The sequence below is a fragment of the Halobacteriovorax sp. GB3 genome, from assembly GCF_028649655.1.
Lineage (GTDB): Bacteria > Bdellovibrionota > Bacteriovoracia > Bacteriovoracales > Bacteriovoracaceae > BSW11-IV.
This window is the reverse complement of sequence record NZ_JAQSLN010000005.1, coordinates 308,370-322,940: the sequence shown is the minus strand read 5'-3', so window position 1 is coordinate 322,940 and position 14,571 is coordinate 308,370. Positions and strand designations below refer to the sequence as shown.

General features: G+C 36.1%; 13 protein-coding genes and 1 tRNA gene. 7 read left to right on the top strand and 7 right to left on the bottom strand.

Annotated features, from left to right (window positions below):
- Positions 1–2: 2 nt before the first annotated feature.
- On the bottom strand, positions 3–668 hold the full coding sequence (locus tag HBN50_RS17000; RefSeq protein WP_273872042.1) for a tetratricopeptide repeat protein: 666 nt from the start codon (positions 666–668) through the stop codon (positions 3–5).
- Positions 669–755: 87 nt separating this feature from the next.
- Here HBN50_RS17000 and HBN50_RS16995 point away from each other — a divergent pair, with 87 nt between their 5' ends.
- The 3 genes from HBN50_RS16995 to HBN50_RS16985 are packed head-to-tail and all read left to right on the top strand — an operon-like array spanning position 756 to position 4,680.
- Complete coding sequence (locus HBN50_RS16995; protein WP_273872040.1) at positions 756–2,120, top strand: aminotransferase class III-fold pyridoxal phosphate-dependent enzyme; 1,365 nt, start codon at positions 756–758, stop codon at positions 2,118–2,120.
- Positions 2,121–2,128: 8 nt separating this feature from the next.
- The gene (locus tag HBN50_RS16990) at positions 2,129–3,154 is read left to right on the top strand and encodes an arginine N-succinyltransferase (protein ID WP_273872038.1); all 1,026 of its coding nucleotides are present in this window, start codon (positions 2,129–2,131) and stop codon (positions 3,152–3,154) included.
- Positions 3,155–3,165: 11 nt separating this feature from the next.
- On the top strand, positions 3,166–4,680 hold the full coding sequence (locus HBN50_RS16985; protein WP_273872036.1) for an aldehyde dehydrogenase family protein: 1,515 nt from the start codon (positions 3,166–3,168) through the stop codon (positions 4,678–4,680).
- A 33-nt stretch (positions 4,681–4,713) separates the two neighbouring features.
- Here the strand turns inward: HBN50_RS16985 and HBN50_RS16980 are convergent, their stop codons facing one another.
- A complete protein-coding gene (locus HBN50_RS16980; RefSeq protein ID WP_273872032.1) occupies positions 4,714–5,229 on the bottom strand; it encodes a hypothetical protein in 516 nt (171 codons plus the stop codon).
- 167 nt (positions 5,230–5,396) lie between these two features.
- Between HBN50_RS16980 and HBN50_RS16975 the strand changes: the two genes are divergently transcribed.
- Both HBN50_RS16975 and HBN50_RS16970 read left to right on the top strand, forming a co-directional pair.
- Positions 5,397–5,471, top strand: a tRNA-Asn gene (locus tag HBN50_RS16975).
- Between the two features lie 37 nt (positions 5,472–5,508).
- Positions 5,509–6,966: an aKG-HExxH-type peptide beta-hydroxylase gene (locus HBN50_RS16970; RefSeq protein WP_273872030.1), complete on the top strand. Its 1,458-nt coding sequence runs from the start codon at positions 5,509–5,511 to the stop codon at positions 6,964–6,966.
- Here the strand turns inward: HBN50_RS16970 and HBN50_RS16965 are convergent.
- Positions 6,963–8,522 carry a tetratricopeptide repeat protein gene (locus HBN50_RS16965; RefSeq protein WP_273872029.1) on the bottom strand — a complete coding sequence of 520 codons (1,560 nt, stop codon included), beginning with the start codon at positions 8,520–8,522 and terminating at the stop codon, positions 6,963–6,965. The genes HBN50_RS16970 and HBN50_RS16965 overlap by 4 nt on opposite strands.
- Before the next feature lie 16 nt (positions 8,523–8,538).
- Entirely contained in the window at positions 8,539–8,877 is a 339-nt protein-coding gene (locus HBN50_RS16960; protein ID WP_273872026.1) for a HesB/IscA family protein, read from the bottom strand.
- A 133-nt stretch (positions 8,878–9,010) separates the two neighbouring features.
- Here HBN50_RS16960 and HBN50_RS16955 point away from each other — a divergent pair, with 133 nt between their 5' ends.
- Positions 9,011–9,706 carry an FHA domain-containing protein gene (locus HBN50_RS16955; RefSeq protein WP_273872024.1) on the top strand — a complete coding sequence of 232 codons (696 nt, stop codon included), beginning with the start codon at positions 9,011–9,013 and terminating at the stop codon, positions 9,704–9,706.
- Here the strand turns inward: HBN50_RS16955 and HBN50_RS16950 are convergent, their stop codons facing one another.
- Together HBN50_RS16950 and icmF are read right to left on the bottom strand one after the other, a co-directional pair.
- A complete protein-coding gene (locus HBN50_RS16950) occupies positions 9,707–10,273 on the bottom strand; it encodes a cob(I)yrinic acid a,c-diamide adenosyltransferase (protein WP_273872022.1) in 567 nt (188 codons plus the stop codon). It lies immediately after the preceding gene.
- On the bottom strand, positions 10,273–13,428 hold the full coding sequence (gene icmF, locus HBN50_RS16945; protein WP_273872020.1) for a fused isobutyryl-CoA mutase/GTPase IcmF: 3,156 nt from the start codon (positions 13,426–13,428) through the stop codon (positions 10,273–10,275). The genes HBN50_RS16950 and icmF overlap by 1 nt, the downstream gene beginning before the upstream one ends.
- A gap of 163 nt (positions 13,429–13,591) precedes the next feature.
- Between icmF and HBN50_RS16940 the strand changes: the two genes are divergently transcribed.
- The gene (locus HBN50_RS16940) at positions 13,592–14,041 is read left to right on the top strand and encodes an indolepyruvate ferredoxin oxidoreductase subunit alpha (RefSeq protein ID WP_273872017.1); all 450 of its coding nucleotides are present in this window, start codon (positions 13,592–13,594) and stop codon (positions 14,039–14,041) included.
- Between the two features lie 12 nt (positions 14,042–14,053).
- Here HBN50_RS16940 and lspA read toward each other — a convergent pair whose 3' ends face one another.
- Positions 14,054–14,563 (bottom strand): signal peptidase II, encoded by a 510-nt coding sequence (gene lspA / locus HBN50_RS16935; RefSeq protein ID WP_273872015.1) that lies wholly within the window; start codon positions 14,561–14,563, stop codon positions 14,054–14,056.
- Between the last annotated feature and the right edge of the window lie 8 nt (positions 14,564–14,571).

The window sequence follows — 14,571 nt, the reverse complement described above, 5'->3', positions numbered from 1 at the left end:
TCTTACAAATTCCCTAGGGTTTCTCGTTTTACCCATCCTGCATACTTTAATGGGTACTCAACCATAACCCAGTCCTTATCAATTTGGCCTAGTATTATTTTTGCACCTGCATCCAACTTACCGATTGAATCATAAACGGAAGAAGGACCTTCATAGATTTCTTGATCTTTTAAATTGATGGCAATATCAAATTTCTTATGTAGTCCCATATGACATAGTGGTATTGCTAACAACAGAGCAGAGACAAGGCCATAAACTATTTTAGATTTTATCTTATTGAATCGAAAAAGAAGAGTCAGTCCCAACAGTAGTACTAATACAATACTGAATGTCGCCTCGTAAGGCACACTTAAACTTCTATCCAACCAGAGCTCCCAAGATTCACGCGAATTTGAGATATCAGTTATTGCTAGCTGAGTTTTAGTGAATTCTAAATTATTTTTAATTGCGCTTGAGAAAGTGCCATTTTTAATGGCCAATTCGAAATTATAACGGGCAGCAGCGAAATCGCCTTGTTTCGCTAAAACGGTTCCCATATTGTAGTGAAATTCTGCAGTCGGGAACTGCGTCTTGCTCTTTATTAATAGTTCAAGTGCTTTACCAAACTCACCTTTTAAATAAAGGGATTCTAATGACTTTAAGACTTCTGTCGTGCTAGTATTCTCCATGTTTTTTATTATCTCTAATGATATCTTTTTAGCAAGGCTTTGCGAAAAAAGAACATTTGACCTAGCAACAACAAAAGGGAAAGACATATGATTCACGGAGTTCATTCAAACGAAATACAAGAGCTTTCTAATAAGCTTTTTTCTGAAATTCTTAAAGAACAACAGAAAGTCATGGCCGTTAAGCCAGCCGATGAAGACAAGAAACATCTTACTGAAGAAGTGCTTAAGGAATATGAAGGTTACAAAGGTAGAGGTTTCTTTTTCAATTACATGGCATCAGGAAGAGGACACGGACCTTTTACTGAAATCATTGATGGTTCAGTAAAGTATGATTTAATTGGAGCGATTGGACCAAATCTTTTAGGACACTCGCACCCACTTTATATCAAAGCTCACCTTGAGGCAGCGACAAACGACGTGATGATGTGTGGGAACTTACTTTCACATCTTGAGCCATATGAACTTTCTAAGACACTTATTGATTCTGTTAAAGGATCACGCTTAAAGCATTTCTGGTTTGCTGGATCGGGTTCATTTGCTAATGACTCTGCTCTTAAAATGCTATGGCAAAAGAAAGCTCCAAACTATAGACTCATTGCTTTTCAAAAAGCTTTTGCAGGAAGAAGTATTGCAACGCAAGATATTACTTATAATGCAGCCTATCGAGAAGGTATGCCTTCATCGATCAAAGTTGATCACGTTCCTCACTTTGATCATACAGATCCAGAAAATGCGCTTGATAAAACTCTTAACGCTCTAAAAGAAGTTGTAAAAGAGTATCCTAATCAACACTGTGCCATCATGCTTGAACTTGTTCAGGGTGAAGCTGGTTTTGTTTATGGAACAAAAGAATATTATGAAGGTGTATTTAAGTGGGCCAAGGAAAACGGTCTCTATATCTGGGTTGATGAAGTTCAGTCATTCGCTAGAACGAGAGAACTATTTGCTTTCCAACACTTTGGATTAGATCAATACGTTGATATTGTAACAACAGGAAAAGCTCTTCAAGCTTGTGGAACGTTCTTTACAGAAGAGTTGAATCCAAAACCTGGTCTAATCGCTGGTACATTTAATGGTTCTATTGCTGCACTTAATGCTGGTAATAAGATTGTTCGTTATTTAACAGAAGGTAATTTCTATGGAGAAAATGGTAGGATTCAACAATTAGAAGAGAAGTTTATCTCTAAACTGAACCACCTTGGAAACACAACTTGCAAAGATAAAATTGGTTATGCTGGTGGAGTTGGAACAATGATCTCTTTTGAAGTTGGCGATGCTTCTAAAGAAACAACATCTGCTTTCATCAAGAAACTTTTTGAAAATGGAATCGTTTCATTCTTAGCGGGTAAAGATCCTGTAAGAGTTAGATTTCTGCTTCCACTTGCTCTAACAGATGAGCATATTGATGAGATCTTTTCTATTATCGAAAAGACGGCTGCAGAAGTTTTATAGGAGTTTCAATGTTTTTGCTTAGACCAGCTTCTTTAAAAGATTTAGATGATTTATTTGCCTTGAGTCAGCATTACGTTTTTATCAACCTGCCTCAAGATAGAGACATTATTGAAGCGAAAATTAAAAGCTCTATTCTAGCTTTTGAGAATCCGTCAAAAGATCTCGCTGAAAATCACTACATCTTTGTTTTAGAAGATGTGGAAAAAAAATCTGTTATTGGCTGCTCAATGATTCATGCCCAACATGGAACAGAAGATGAACCTCACTTCTTTTTAAAAGTAAGTCAGGAAAACAAATTCTCTCGTTCTATTAATACTGGTTTCATACACGGTACTTTGAAGCTTGGTCACGATACTAACGGACCGACAGAAATCGGTGGTTTAATTCTTGATCCAGAATATAGAAGCAACCCAAATAAATTAGGAAAGCAACTTTCATTCGTTCGTTTTCTTTATATGGGATTAAATCAAAAGCAATTCAAGAGCACTATTCACTCTGAACTTATGCCTCCATTTGATAAAGATGGTCGCTCTCCACTTTGGGAAGCGATTGGTAGAAGATTTCTCAATATGGAATATCATGATGCCGACATTCTCAGCAGAAGCAACAAAGAGTTTATTTTAAGCCTTTGGCCTTCTGGAATTATCTATGAAACACTCCTCCCTATTGAAGCAAGAAATGCTATTGGAAAAGTTGGTAAAGATACGATTCCAGTTAAGAAGATGCTCGAGAAAATTGGTTTTAACTATACTGAAGAAGTTGACCCTTTTGATGGTGGACCTCACTATCGTGCTGAACTTAATGAAGTTTCTGTCGTTAAAAATATTGAAAAGAACACCATTTCTTTTAGCGACAAGCTAGATGAAAAGAATAAAAAGTTAGCTCTGATACAATTACCTTCGAAAGAGCATAAGTTCTTATCAGTTTGCACAGAAGTTTCAATCACAGAAGATGGCAAATATTTTATTTCAAAAGACTATCAATCAGAATTTGATCTCGACGACAGTCTAGAAGTAAATTTAACATTTATTTAAAAGGATTTTATATGCAACTCAAAGGTAACTACTTTCACGGCGAATTTCATCAAGTTGAAACGAACGGAACCAACCGCGCGGACAAAATCATTGTAAGAGAATGTCCTGCCGATACTGAGAAAACATTATGGGAATGTCCTGTTGAATACCGCCATGTCGATGCCATTATCGAATCGGCTAATGAAGGTTTCAAAGTTTGGAGAAAAACACCCCTAGAAAAAAGAATTGAAATTCTAAGAAGATATAAAGAAATGGTTATTGCTAAAAAAGAGGAGATTGCAACAGCAATTGCTCTTGAAGCAGGAAAGCCATTGTGGGAAGCACGTACAGAAGCTGGTGCTCTCGCTTCTAAAGTAGATGTTACAATTAGTGACTCCCTACCAAGAATCAACACGAAAAATTATCCGGAGATCATGGCCCACACAGAAGGGAATGTAATCTATAAACCAATTGGTCCATCTCTGATCATTGGTCCATTTAATTTTCCTTGTCACCTGGCAAACGGACAGATCCTAAGTTGTCTTATTGCAGGGAACTCAATTATTTTCAAACCTTCAGAGAAAACGTGCTACAGCGCTCAACTAATGTTTGAATGTCTAGTTGAAGCAGGATTTCCAAAAGGCGTTCTAAACTTGATTCAAGGTGACGGTGAGATTGCACGTAGAATTTTAAAAGAAAAAAATATCAAGGGTGTTTTCTTTACTGGATCAAAAGAAGTCGGCCTTAAGATTGTTGAACAAACGCACAAAGATCTTGGTAAACAAGTTTCACTAGAACTTGGTGGGAAGAACCCAACAATCATCCACTCTGATGCAGATATTGAGCACGCACTTGTTGAGTTGTTAAAGGCTTCTTTTCTTACAACAGGTCAAAGATGTACTTCAACAGCTATAACACTGATTCACGACTCGCTTAAAGACGAATTCATTTCTCGTTTTCATGACCTTGCTAAGAGAATCATTGTTGATCATCCTCTCAATGAAGAAGTTAAACCATTCATGGGACCTCTCATTGACCAAAGATCACTTGATCAATATTTACTTTTCCAAGGAATGGCTAAACGCGAAGGTCTTGAAGAAATCATGCGCGGTAAGCAACTTGAAAGAGATACAAAAGGATACTTTGTTTCTCCATCAATTCATTTCGCTGAAAAATGGGATGATAATAGTCACTTTCTTGCGAGTGAAATTTTTGGTCCAAACAATACATTTATTCCTTACACAGATATTGAAGAAGCGATTGAGATGGCCAATAAAACAGAATATGGCCTAGCTTCATCTGTATTTACTAAAGACGATAGTATTTTTGAAAAATGTTTGATCGATATTGATGCAGGTCTCTGTAACAGAAATAGATCAACAGTTGGGGCAAGTGCTAAGCTACCATTTGGTGGTGTTAAAAATTCTGGGAACTACCATCCTGCCGCTGTTACAACAATCGATTCATGTGTTTATCAGCTAGCTTCACTGGAAGTCGATAATGATTTTACCGAAACATTAGATTCTGTCCCTGGTCTTATGGACTAAGATATTTGGCCCTCTTTATAAGAGGGCCTTTTTTTAGAATTGTCTCTTATTTACAAGAACACCAGTTTGCGCAGACTTTGAAAGATCATCTTTAAGCTTTTTCTCTTGCTCAATATCTACGACACTATTTTTTTGATAAAGCTTTAAAACCTCACTCCCTTTCAGCTTAGACTGGGAATAAGTAAATCGCTTTTTCTCATTTAAAATAAAGTGAGATGTCTCAACCGTTTGACCGGTTTCTTTATCAACCAAATTATCGTTGAGTTCTCTTTTTAAATAGTGCTGAGCAATATATTCAACACAGTCTTTTCCTGCAAAAATTTCACTATCCTCAGCTTCACCATCAGCTTCATCTTTTCTTTTAAAAGGAAGGATTTTTGCCATATTGGCCTTATCGCTAAAATCAATTTCTTCTCCAGTTGCACGTAAGTTCATCATATCTGTAAGCGAAACTCTCTTATCGCCTTCAGAAGATGAGGTTAACTTATTGATTTCTTCAGGAGTTAAGATCCTTAAGAGATCCATGAGAAGATTTTGAGCTGCTGCCATTATCAATCCTTTTAGATTTCTAATACTATTATCGGTCAGTATCATAAAAATCTTGAGCTTTTTTATCGGGTATATGCCTGACAACAAGTTGTATTTACGCATTTTTTTTAAAAAAAGGGGCTAGACAACAATCAAAAAAACACTTATAACAATTACTCATAAATAGTTGGGATGTGGCGCAGCGGTAGCGCAGTAGACTGTTAATCTATTGGTCGCCGGTTCGAATCCGGCCATCCCAGCCATTTATACTTCCTTCCTTCTTTCCCAAGAGATTTCCACATGATTACTTCAAAAAACATTTGTTCTAAAGAATTTCATGGAACGATTAAACAAAATGTAATGATGTCTTATGCTGAATTGATTCAGGATATAAGAGAGGACATGCTTGCTGGTTACACAACTGAGCATCTATCTGCTGAGTTTCTTCAAGCACTTAAGGAATTAGTTAAGGATAATAAATTAGAGTCTTATACACCTTTAAAATTTTACTGGTCGACTCTTCTAGAAAATCTAATCTATGTTGTTCAACTTCATGAAGAGATTCTTGAAACAGAACGAAATGAAGAGTTTGAATTTTCTGAAGCAGAAGATGAATTATTCAATTTTTGGAATGATTCTGAAATGGCACAGAGCTTTCTAGAAATGCTCGATGAAAATAACAATATTATCGAAGCCTCAGCTCACCTACTCACTTTACTTGAAAATCAAATTCTATCTTTCTACTACCTTCATATCAGCAACCAAGAACCGAATCTTAAAGACGTCATTCTTTATAATGCGATTCCCGAAATTGGTGATAATGAGGAGAGACTCTATATTGGTGAGTCTCATAAAATGGCAGACTTTGAAGAACCATCAGATATTTTTCCAAATATCGCACTTAAGAGAATCTTCTCAAACAAGTCTGGAATCGAAGTAGAAATCAATACAGACCTATTTGAAGTTCCTCTTCTATCTAACGATAGTTTTATTAAACTCAAAGGCAAGAAAGTATATCTTCTACCGAGTTGTAATAAAGGAAAAGAAAATCTCGAACAATTTAAAGCAGACACTCTCAAGGCGCTTAATATTATTGAAGCTTCTTCTGAAGGTCTTTTAGATACATTTTTAAGTTTCACACACTCTCTCGTTCCAGTTAATGAAACAGGGATCGTTAGCTATTCTATGCAATCACTACCAGGGTTTTCTTCAATCAATATGTTTGATAGAGACTTTGTAGATCTCATGGATGACCTTCTTCACGAAAACGGCCACCACTATCTCAATACATTTCTTAATTATTCAGAATTACTAAATGAAGACGATGACAAGATCTACTACAGCCCATGGAGAAGAGCACTAAGACCAGTAAGAGGAATTTATCACGCTTGTTTTACATTCTTCTGGGCCTTAAAACTTTTTCACGACCTCGACTTAGCAATTGAAGAGGGTAAGCTTGAAGGAATACATCAATTTAGTGATGACGAATTACTTAAAATCAAAAAACGTGCAGTTGAGGAATACCTCATGCTCACTTATTGTGTAGAGGATCTTTCTCACGCCTACGACAATGAAAAAGTAACAGATGAAGGAAATGAACTGATTCAATCAATCTATCAACTCGTTAATGAAATGAAAGAAAGAGTCGGTCAAACATTTAGCTACCTCAATCAACATCATGTAGATGCTTCTAAAGAACTTAATGAGCTAGCAGAACACTTAAGAGAACAAAGAAAACATTATGAGCTTAAATCTTAACGTTTAAGCTCATTTAATTTCGCCTGCATGGCATTGGCCGGCATCAAATCACCGTTCTTGGATGAAACCTCAATACCTTTTTCAAAGATCTCAATGGCCCTTTCATTTTTCTTTAACTCAACAAGTGCTTTACCTAAGAGTAAATAAGCATTTGAATATTTAGGATCTTGCTCTAAGACGATTTCAATATATTTTTCAACTTGATCATATTGCTCTCTATAGAAGGCAATGTCAGCAAGCCCATAATTAGCAAGAGTATCATCAGCATCTAATTCTAAAACTTGAAGAAACATCCCTTCTCGTCTTTCGATATCCGCTTTCTTGGCCTCTTCTTCTTCTTTTGCTCTTCTCTTGGCTTGCGCTTCGGCACCAAATTTCTCAAATGTCTTAACTGTTGCCTTACTTTTTTCTTCCTCAGCTTCTTCAATTTTTCCTAGCTTCATCAAATAAAGAGACTTATTTGTATGGGCCATGACAGAAGTTGGATCTACTTCTAAAAGCTTATCCATAAATTGAATACCTTCATCATAGCGATGATGACGACCTAATATTACACCCATGACTTCATAAGCATCAGCAAATTGCGAGTCTAGTAAGACAGATGCTTCAAGTAACTGAAGAGCTTCTTCCTCTTTATCAGCTTGAAACAATTCTACAGCTTTTTCATAATATTCTTTGGACTTTTCTGTGGAACAGTACGTGCCATAAAAAGGTGCATAGCAAACTTCACCATGATAAGTTTTACCATCTAATTCAAATTCTAACTTTTTTCCCTGAACTCTAAATTCTCTAAAAAGAGAAACTTCTAAATAAACATCCTCACCTAATCTTTGATGTCCATAATAAGTTCCGCCTTTTCTGTCATTAACTTGAAAAGGTAAAAATTTCGAATGATCAAACTGCACATTTTCAATTTTTAAAAAACAAGGGTAATAAGATGCACCACGATTGTTATTAATTTTAGCAACAGTTTCCTGTCCAAGAAAACATCCTTTCTTATAACTAATTGCTAATTCATTTAATCGCGAATCGTTAATAAATTGCGAATTATCGACATTGTAGTCCCATTTAGGAAAACATGAAAAAAACCTATAGCTTTCCTGCTCTTCGAAACTTAATTCATTTTTTAATTCAAATGACTCTTGATAAAAAGACAACTTTCCTGGTTCTTCAAATAAGTTCAATTCAAAAGACTGATCGTGCTTACTCAAAAGAGCGCATGTTCCTACTTCCGCAAGAATTTTAAGATCGGCAACTTCAATCTCAACGTCATCCATGATAATAAATTTTTCGAGATCACTTTTTGTTATTTCTACAAGACCTTTCTCAACGACGATATAGTCAAAGTCTTTAGAACGAACATAAAAGAAAAAACTGACTAGTTTTCCTTTATTCGTAAGACGTGTAGCAAGTGTTCCTTGTCCGTCTTTTAATGATTCAACATCTTGAGTGAGCTGACCTTGCATATAGCGAGATCTATCTTCACCTTTAACTTCGAGAACAGCATAGTTTTGCAGCCAAAACTGGCCACCAGCTAGACGACTTTCTAAAGACACATTGATTCCTTAGTAATTAGACTGAAAATGATTCACCACAACCACAAGTGTTTGTAGCATTTGGGTTTTGAAAGACAAATCCCTTACCTTGAAGACCATCTTTAAAATCTAAAACGACACCCTTAAGGTAAATAGATGACTTAGGATCAATGAATACATTAAAAGTTTCAAATTCTAGAACGTTATCTTTCTCTTTCTTGTAATCAAAATCTATTTTGTATGAAAGACCTGAACAACCACCACCGACAACGCCAAGACGAACGCCTTTTTCTTCAGAATTCTCTTGATCGCTAAAAATTTTGGCGATTTGCTCAACAGCTTTTTCAGTAATTTCAATTATTTTTGTATCACTCATAGAATGACCCCTATTTTTAAAAGAATTAATTCTATTTTAACTCATTTATCACAATATAATATTAAAGAAAACTAAAGAGAAAATCCTCAATTATTTATGATAATCTACGATAAGTATTTAGAATGAGGTTTAAATGGCAATTATTATTTTGATATCAGAGGGTGAGAACAAATTCACTCTGAACATTGATAGAAAATCGCGCATTATTGGGCGTTCTAGTAAAAGTGATATCAAGCTTACTGATTCTCATGTAAGTGGCCAGCACCTTGCTCTGAAAGTTTCTGAAAATGGATCTGTTCTTGTCAAAGACCTCGGTTCAACAAATGGAACTTATCTCAATCAAAACTCTGTCTTAGAATCTCGTTTTCGAGTTAATGATATCATTACAATTGGTCCTAATGTTAAGATCATGATCGATAAAGCAAAGCTCACGAAAGGTGAAATGGATAGAATTGAAGTTAATCATAATCCAATCAACTTAAGCACCGGTCTTGATAGACAGTCATCTGAACATGCAACTCTTGTTATGAAGCAAGAGCGTAGACAAAAGACTGAAGTAAAAGTTTTAAAGCCTAATCAATCTGAAGCGACAACTCTTAAAGAAGAAACTGCCATCAAGAAAGAAGAAAATGAGAAGTCCTCAGGAAGGATTAGCGAGAACTTTTTCGATCTTGAGGAATCAAGTGGTCAAACTCGCATGATTAAAATTGAACGCAAGAAACCACAGGTTCAAGAAAAAACAAAAAAGAGAAAATTAAAAAAAGAAGAAGACGAAGATGAAGAATCAACAGGTATTAAAAATAAGATTCTTTCTTTGTTTAAAAAGTAATTACGAATTAGGTATCCAGTAATTCTCTTTCTCTCCAGACTCTTTATTTAAATATCGAGAGACAACAAAGAAATAATCCGACAACCTATTCATATATTGAGTTGAATTAGATGGTAAATCATTTGCATCCTCTTGCCTTTTAACGAGTTTTCTCTCAATTCGACGGCAAACAGTTCGGCAAACATGGAAATAAGTAGCACCTTTATCTCCACCAGGTAAGACAAAGTATTTTAATGGCTCAAGGGTAGAGTCAAGGCGGTCAATTTCACTTTCTAATTCTTTAATATCCTCTTCAGAAATCTGAGGTAACTTGAATTGCAATCGCTTATCTTGCTCGCAAGCAAGATTGCTACCTAAATCAAAAAGTTTAACTTGGATCTTTTTAAAAAAACTATTGAGCTCTTCTTCTTTATTAAGACAGATGGCATATCCTAAGTGTGAGTTCAATTCATCAACCTCACCATAGAGGTCAATTAAATCTTCACCTTTAGAAATGCGGGACCCTCCAACGAGTCCCGTAGTTCCTTTATCACCAGTTCTTGTATAAACTTTTGATTTTTTAGTCATTACATATTCCTTCTATAACGACCACCGATCTCATAAAGGACACCAGTAATCTCGCCTAAAGAACAGTAATTAACTGTTTTAAGAAGCTCTTCGAAAATATTTCCACCACTTAAGGCAACTTCTTTTAAAGTTTCAAGGGCCTCTTTAGACTCTTTCGAATTTCTCTTTTTAAATTCTTCAAGACGATTGATCTGATCCTTCTTCTCTTCATCAGAACATCTTGAAAGTTCAATCTCTTGATTTAATTGCTCATCAATATTATCTGCAATGTAAGTATTTACACCGATAATCGGTAACTCACCATTGTCTTTCAATGTTTCATAATAAAGAGACTCATCTTGGATCTTTCCACGTTGATACATCGATTCCATTGCACCTAGAACACCACCTTTATCAGAAATTCTTTCAAACTCTGCCAGAATAGCTTCTTCAACGATTTCTGATAATTCTTCGTAGATGTAAGAACCTTGAAGAGGATTATCTGTTTTATTAAGCCCAAATTCTCTATTGATAATCATCTGAATCGCCATTGCTCTTCTTACAGACTCTTCAGTAGGAGTTGTAATAGCTTCATCGTATGCATTTGTATGAAGTGAGTTGCAATTGTCACTTAGAGCAAGGAAAGCTTGTAGTGTTGTTCTAATATCATTGAAGTCGATTTCTTGAGCATGCAGTGAGCGCCCAGATGTTTGAACGTGATATTTAAACATTTGAGACTTCTTACTTGCACCGTATTTATCTCTCATCGCTACGGCCCAAATTTTTCTGGCAACCCTTCCAATAACAGTATACTCAGGGTCTAATCCATTACTAAAGAAGAATGATAAATTTCCACTGAACTCATCGATATTCATTCCTCTAGAAAGGTAGTACTCAACAAAAGTAAATCCATTGGCCAACGTGAAAGCAACTTGCGAAATTGGGTTCGCTCCCGCCTCAGCAATATGGTATCCACTAACCGATACTGTGTAATAATTTTTAATAAGATTTTTACAGAAGTATGCCTGTACATCACCCATTAACTTAAGAGCAAATTCTAGAGAAAAAATACATGTATTTTGAGCTTGGTCTTCTTTTAGGATATCAGCTTGAACTGTCCCCCTTACCATTCTCATAACATTGGCACGTTTTTCTTCATCCCAAAAGTCATCACCTTCTAGATCTTGCTTCATAGCGGTGTTCATAAACATAGCGAGAATGATTGGAGCCGGACCATTAATAGTCATTGAAACAGATGTCATTGGATCTGTTAATTTAAACCCTTTAAAAAGCTCTTGCATGTCATCAAGGGTAGCAATAGAAACACCAGCTTCACCAATTTTACCAAAGATATCAGGCCTTAAATCTGGGTCTTCTCCATAGAGAGTTACAGAATCAAAAGCTGTTGAAAGTCTTTTGGCCGGATCGTTTTCAGAAAGGTAATGAAAACGCTTATTCGTTCTCGTTGGTCCACCTTCTCCTGCAAACATTCTTTTTGGATCTTCGTCTGCTCGCTTAAATGGAAAGATCCCAGCAGCATATGGGAAGTGTCCAGGAAGGTTTGTCTTTTTGATATAACGGTATTTTTCATAAGTTGAATTGAGATTTGGAAAACCAACTTTTGAAATTTCATTGTGACTAAGTGATGTATATTTTGTTTTAACATTAATCTCTTTATCTCTTACTTTATAAGTAAAAATCCCAGATCTATATTGTTCGACAGCACTTTCAAAAACTTCAATCTCTTTGAAAACATCTGATGGGATTTTTTCTTTTACTTCTTCAAGCTTCGCTAAAACATCCTTATTTTCAGGCATCATTAAAGCAACGTTTTGAAGAGCTTCATAATCCTTAACAAGTTCAGCATTTCTTTCAGCTGCTTCATTGTATTTTCTACAAGCAGAAGAGATCTCTCTCAAATAAAGTGATCTTTCAGGTGGTATGATCTTCGTTTTATTTGAAGGAACTCTCTCTTTTTTTAGCTCTTCAAGGTCTTTAACATCAAAGTCAAATGTCTTTGCAAGTTCAAAGAATAGCGCATTTACACCAGCATCATTAAATTGTGATGCCATTGTTCCAAATACTGGTAGCTCTTCATCTGTAGGACTTCCAGGGTGCCCTGCAAATAGACCAGTATTTCTACGGTATTGCTTTCTAATATCCCTAAGAGCGTCTTCAGACCTTGGCTTTTCAAATTTATTAAGAACAATAAAATCAGCTTGCTCAAGCATTTCAATTTTTTCTAACTGCGATGCAGCCCCATATTCAGGAGTCATCACATAGATACACTTATCAGCTACTTTTGTAATTTCATCTGAAGCTTGTCCAATACCAGAAGTTTCAACAATAATTAAATCGAAATCCTGCGACTTTAAGAAAGAAACAACCTTTTTAATCTGTGGTGATAGTTCTGATTTAGAATCTCTTGTCGCAAGAGATCTAATATAGAAGTTTTCATAAACAGCACTACCAAGACGAATTCTATCCCCTAGAAGTGCTCCCTGAGTTTTTTTCTTTGTCGGATCAACAGAGACAAGGGCAATTTTCTTATCTTTATATGACCTGTGAAATCGAAGAAGGACTTCATCAATTAAAGACGACTTCCCTGCTCCACCTGTCCCAGTAATACCTAGAACTGGCGTACTCTTTTGATCGACTTCAAATGGGAGGTCACCATTATCTTCGATATATGTGATCACTCTTGCAATATCACTCTTTGGAAGAGACTTACTCTTTAGATTGATAAACTCAACATTTTCAATAGTTGAAAAACTCGCTCTATCGATCATGTCTTTGATAATTCCCTGAAGCCCTAATTTCATACCGTCTTCAGGTGAATAAATCTTTGTAATACCTTTTTCATGTAGGGCCTTAATTTCTGAAGGTGTAATAACACCCCCACCACCACCAAAGATTTTAACGTGTGTAGCGCCAGCTTCATCAAGAAGCTCTCTAATATAGGCAAAGTATTCATTGTGCCCACCCTGATAAGAGCTTAGAGCAACGGCATTTGCATCTTCTTGAAGGGCTGCATCGACAACCTCTTGTGCAGATCTATTGTGCCCAAGGTGAATTACCTCGGCTCCATTGGCCTGAAGAAGCCTTCTCATGATATTTATTGATACATCGTGACCGTCAAATAGACTCGCAGCTGTCACAAACCTTAAACTTTTCATAGTTCCCCGCAAATATAATTTATTTAGATTCCCAAAATCGGTTTTTTAAAGTATATGAAATATATCCTAATATATACGAGGTTACAAAACCTCAAGGCTTTATCCATTAGCGAAAATAAGCTATGATGGAAGCTATAATTTTAGCGAAACTAAGAGAAGACTGATGAGCGAAGAAAGAAAAGTATTAGTTGAGAACCCTTATCATACAGCAAGGCTTAAGCCGGTAAGAAAAGGGAAAAAACCACCGAAATTACTAGCAGTTGTTCACCAATCTGGATGTACTGGTTGTGAAGTATGTATCCAAGGTTGTCCAGTAGACTCTATTGAGCTCGTACCTGGACCTGATGCAAATAATCCAGCCTTTCGTCAAACGGTAGAAATCGACCTCGCGCGTTGTATCGGTTGCCAAAACTGTTCTCAAGATTGCCCTTGGGAAACGATCACAATGTACGAGCACAATGATGCTTTCATAGCCTGGGGAAATGAAACTTTGAAGACAGAACTTTACGTTAGTGAAGAAGCTCTTGAAGAAGTAAACGAGTCCTACGGAATTAGTCTCGAGCCAGAGCAAACAGAAGAAGGTCAAGCAGAATCAAAAACTGCTGAAGCATAAAAAAAGACCTCTTTAAGAGGTCTTTTTTAATTCCTGTTTTTCAATTCTCTTTTTCTCTAAAAATAAAAAATCATAAATTAGAAAAATAGCACCTACTGTAATCGCACTATCTGCCACATTAAAAGCAGCAAAGTGCCATGTGCCATAGTAAAAATCAAACATATCAACGACAAATCGCAAACTAAATCGATCGATGAGATTCCCGATCGCTCCAGCTAAAATCATTGAATACGATGTACAAAGTAAAAGCGCTGTATGCCTTGTTTGCCAGATTAAATACATGAGCCAAAAACAAGCTCCAGTCGGTAAGACTAGGAACATGATGATTCTAAATAAGTCAGAATGGTTTGCTCCAAAACCAAAGGCAGCACCTTTATTTTGAACATAAGTAAGATTGAAAAGACCATCTATCACGGGTCTAATTTCTCCAAGTGTATATTCGTGCTGAATATAGCCTTTAGTAAATTGATCTACCAAGATGATTCCAACCATCATCAATGTCATTTTCCAAATTCTATCCATTACCTTCC

What these genes read in the sequence shown, in the direction of transcription:
- HBN50_RS16980 (WP_273872032.1), bottom strand. Translation starts at nt 5,229, where the DNA reads ATGGCAGCAGCTCAAAATCTTCTCATGGATCTCTTAAGGATCTTAACT.
- HBN50_RS16990 (WP_273872038.1), top strand. Translation starts at nt 2,129, where the DNA reads ATGTTTTTGCTTAGACCAGCTTCTTTAAAAGATTTAGATGATTTATTT.
- HBN50_RS16940 (WP_273872017.1), top strand. Translation starts at nt 13,592, where the DNA reads ATGAGCGAAGAAAGAAAAGTATTAGTTGAGAACCCTTATCATACAGCA.
- HBN50_RS16960 (WP_273872026.1), bottom strand. Translation starts at nt 8,877, where the DNA reads ATGAGTGATACAAAAATAATTGAAATTACTGAAAAAGCTGTTGAGCAA.
- HBN50_RS16955 (WP_273872024.1), top strand. Translation starts at nt 9,011, where the DNA reads ATGGCAATTATTATTTTGATATCAGAGGGTGAGAACAAATTCACTCTG.
- HBN50_RS16985 (WP_273872036.1), top strand. Translation starts at nt 3,166, where the DNA reads ATGCAACTCAAAGGTAACTACTTTCACGGCGAATTTCATCAAGTTGAA.
- HBN50_RS16950 (WP_273872022.1), bottom strand. Translation starts at nt 10,273, where the DNA reads ATGACTAAAAAATCAAAAGTTTATACAAGAACTGGTGATAAAGGAACT.
- lspA (WP_273872015.1), bottom strand. Translation starts at nt 14,563, where the DNA reads ATGGATAGAATTTGGAAAATGACATTGATGATGGTTGGAATCATCTTG.
- HBN50_RS16995 (WP_273872040.1), top strand. Translation starts at nt 756, where the DNA reads ATGATTCACGGAGTTCATTCAAACGAAATACAAGAGCTTTCTAATAAG.
- HBN50_RS16970 (WP_273872030.1), top strand. Translation starts at nt 5,509, where the DNA reads ATGATTACTTCAAAAAACATTTGTTCTAAAGAATTTCATGGAACGATT.
- HBN50_RS17000 (WP_273872042.1), bottom strand. Translation starts at nt 668, where the DNA reads ATGGAGAATACTAGCACGACAGAAGTCTTAAAGTCATTAGAATCCCTT.
- icmF (WP_273872020.1), bottom strand. Translation starts at nt 13,428, where the DNA reads ATGAAAAGTTTAAGGTTTGTGACAGCTGCGAGTCTATTTGACGGTCAC.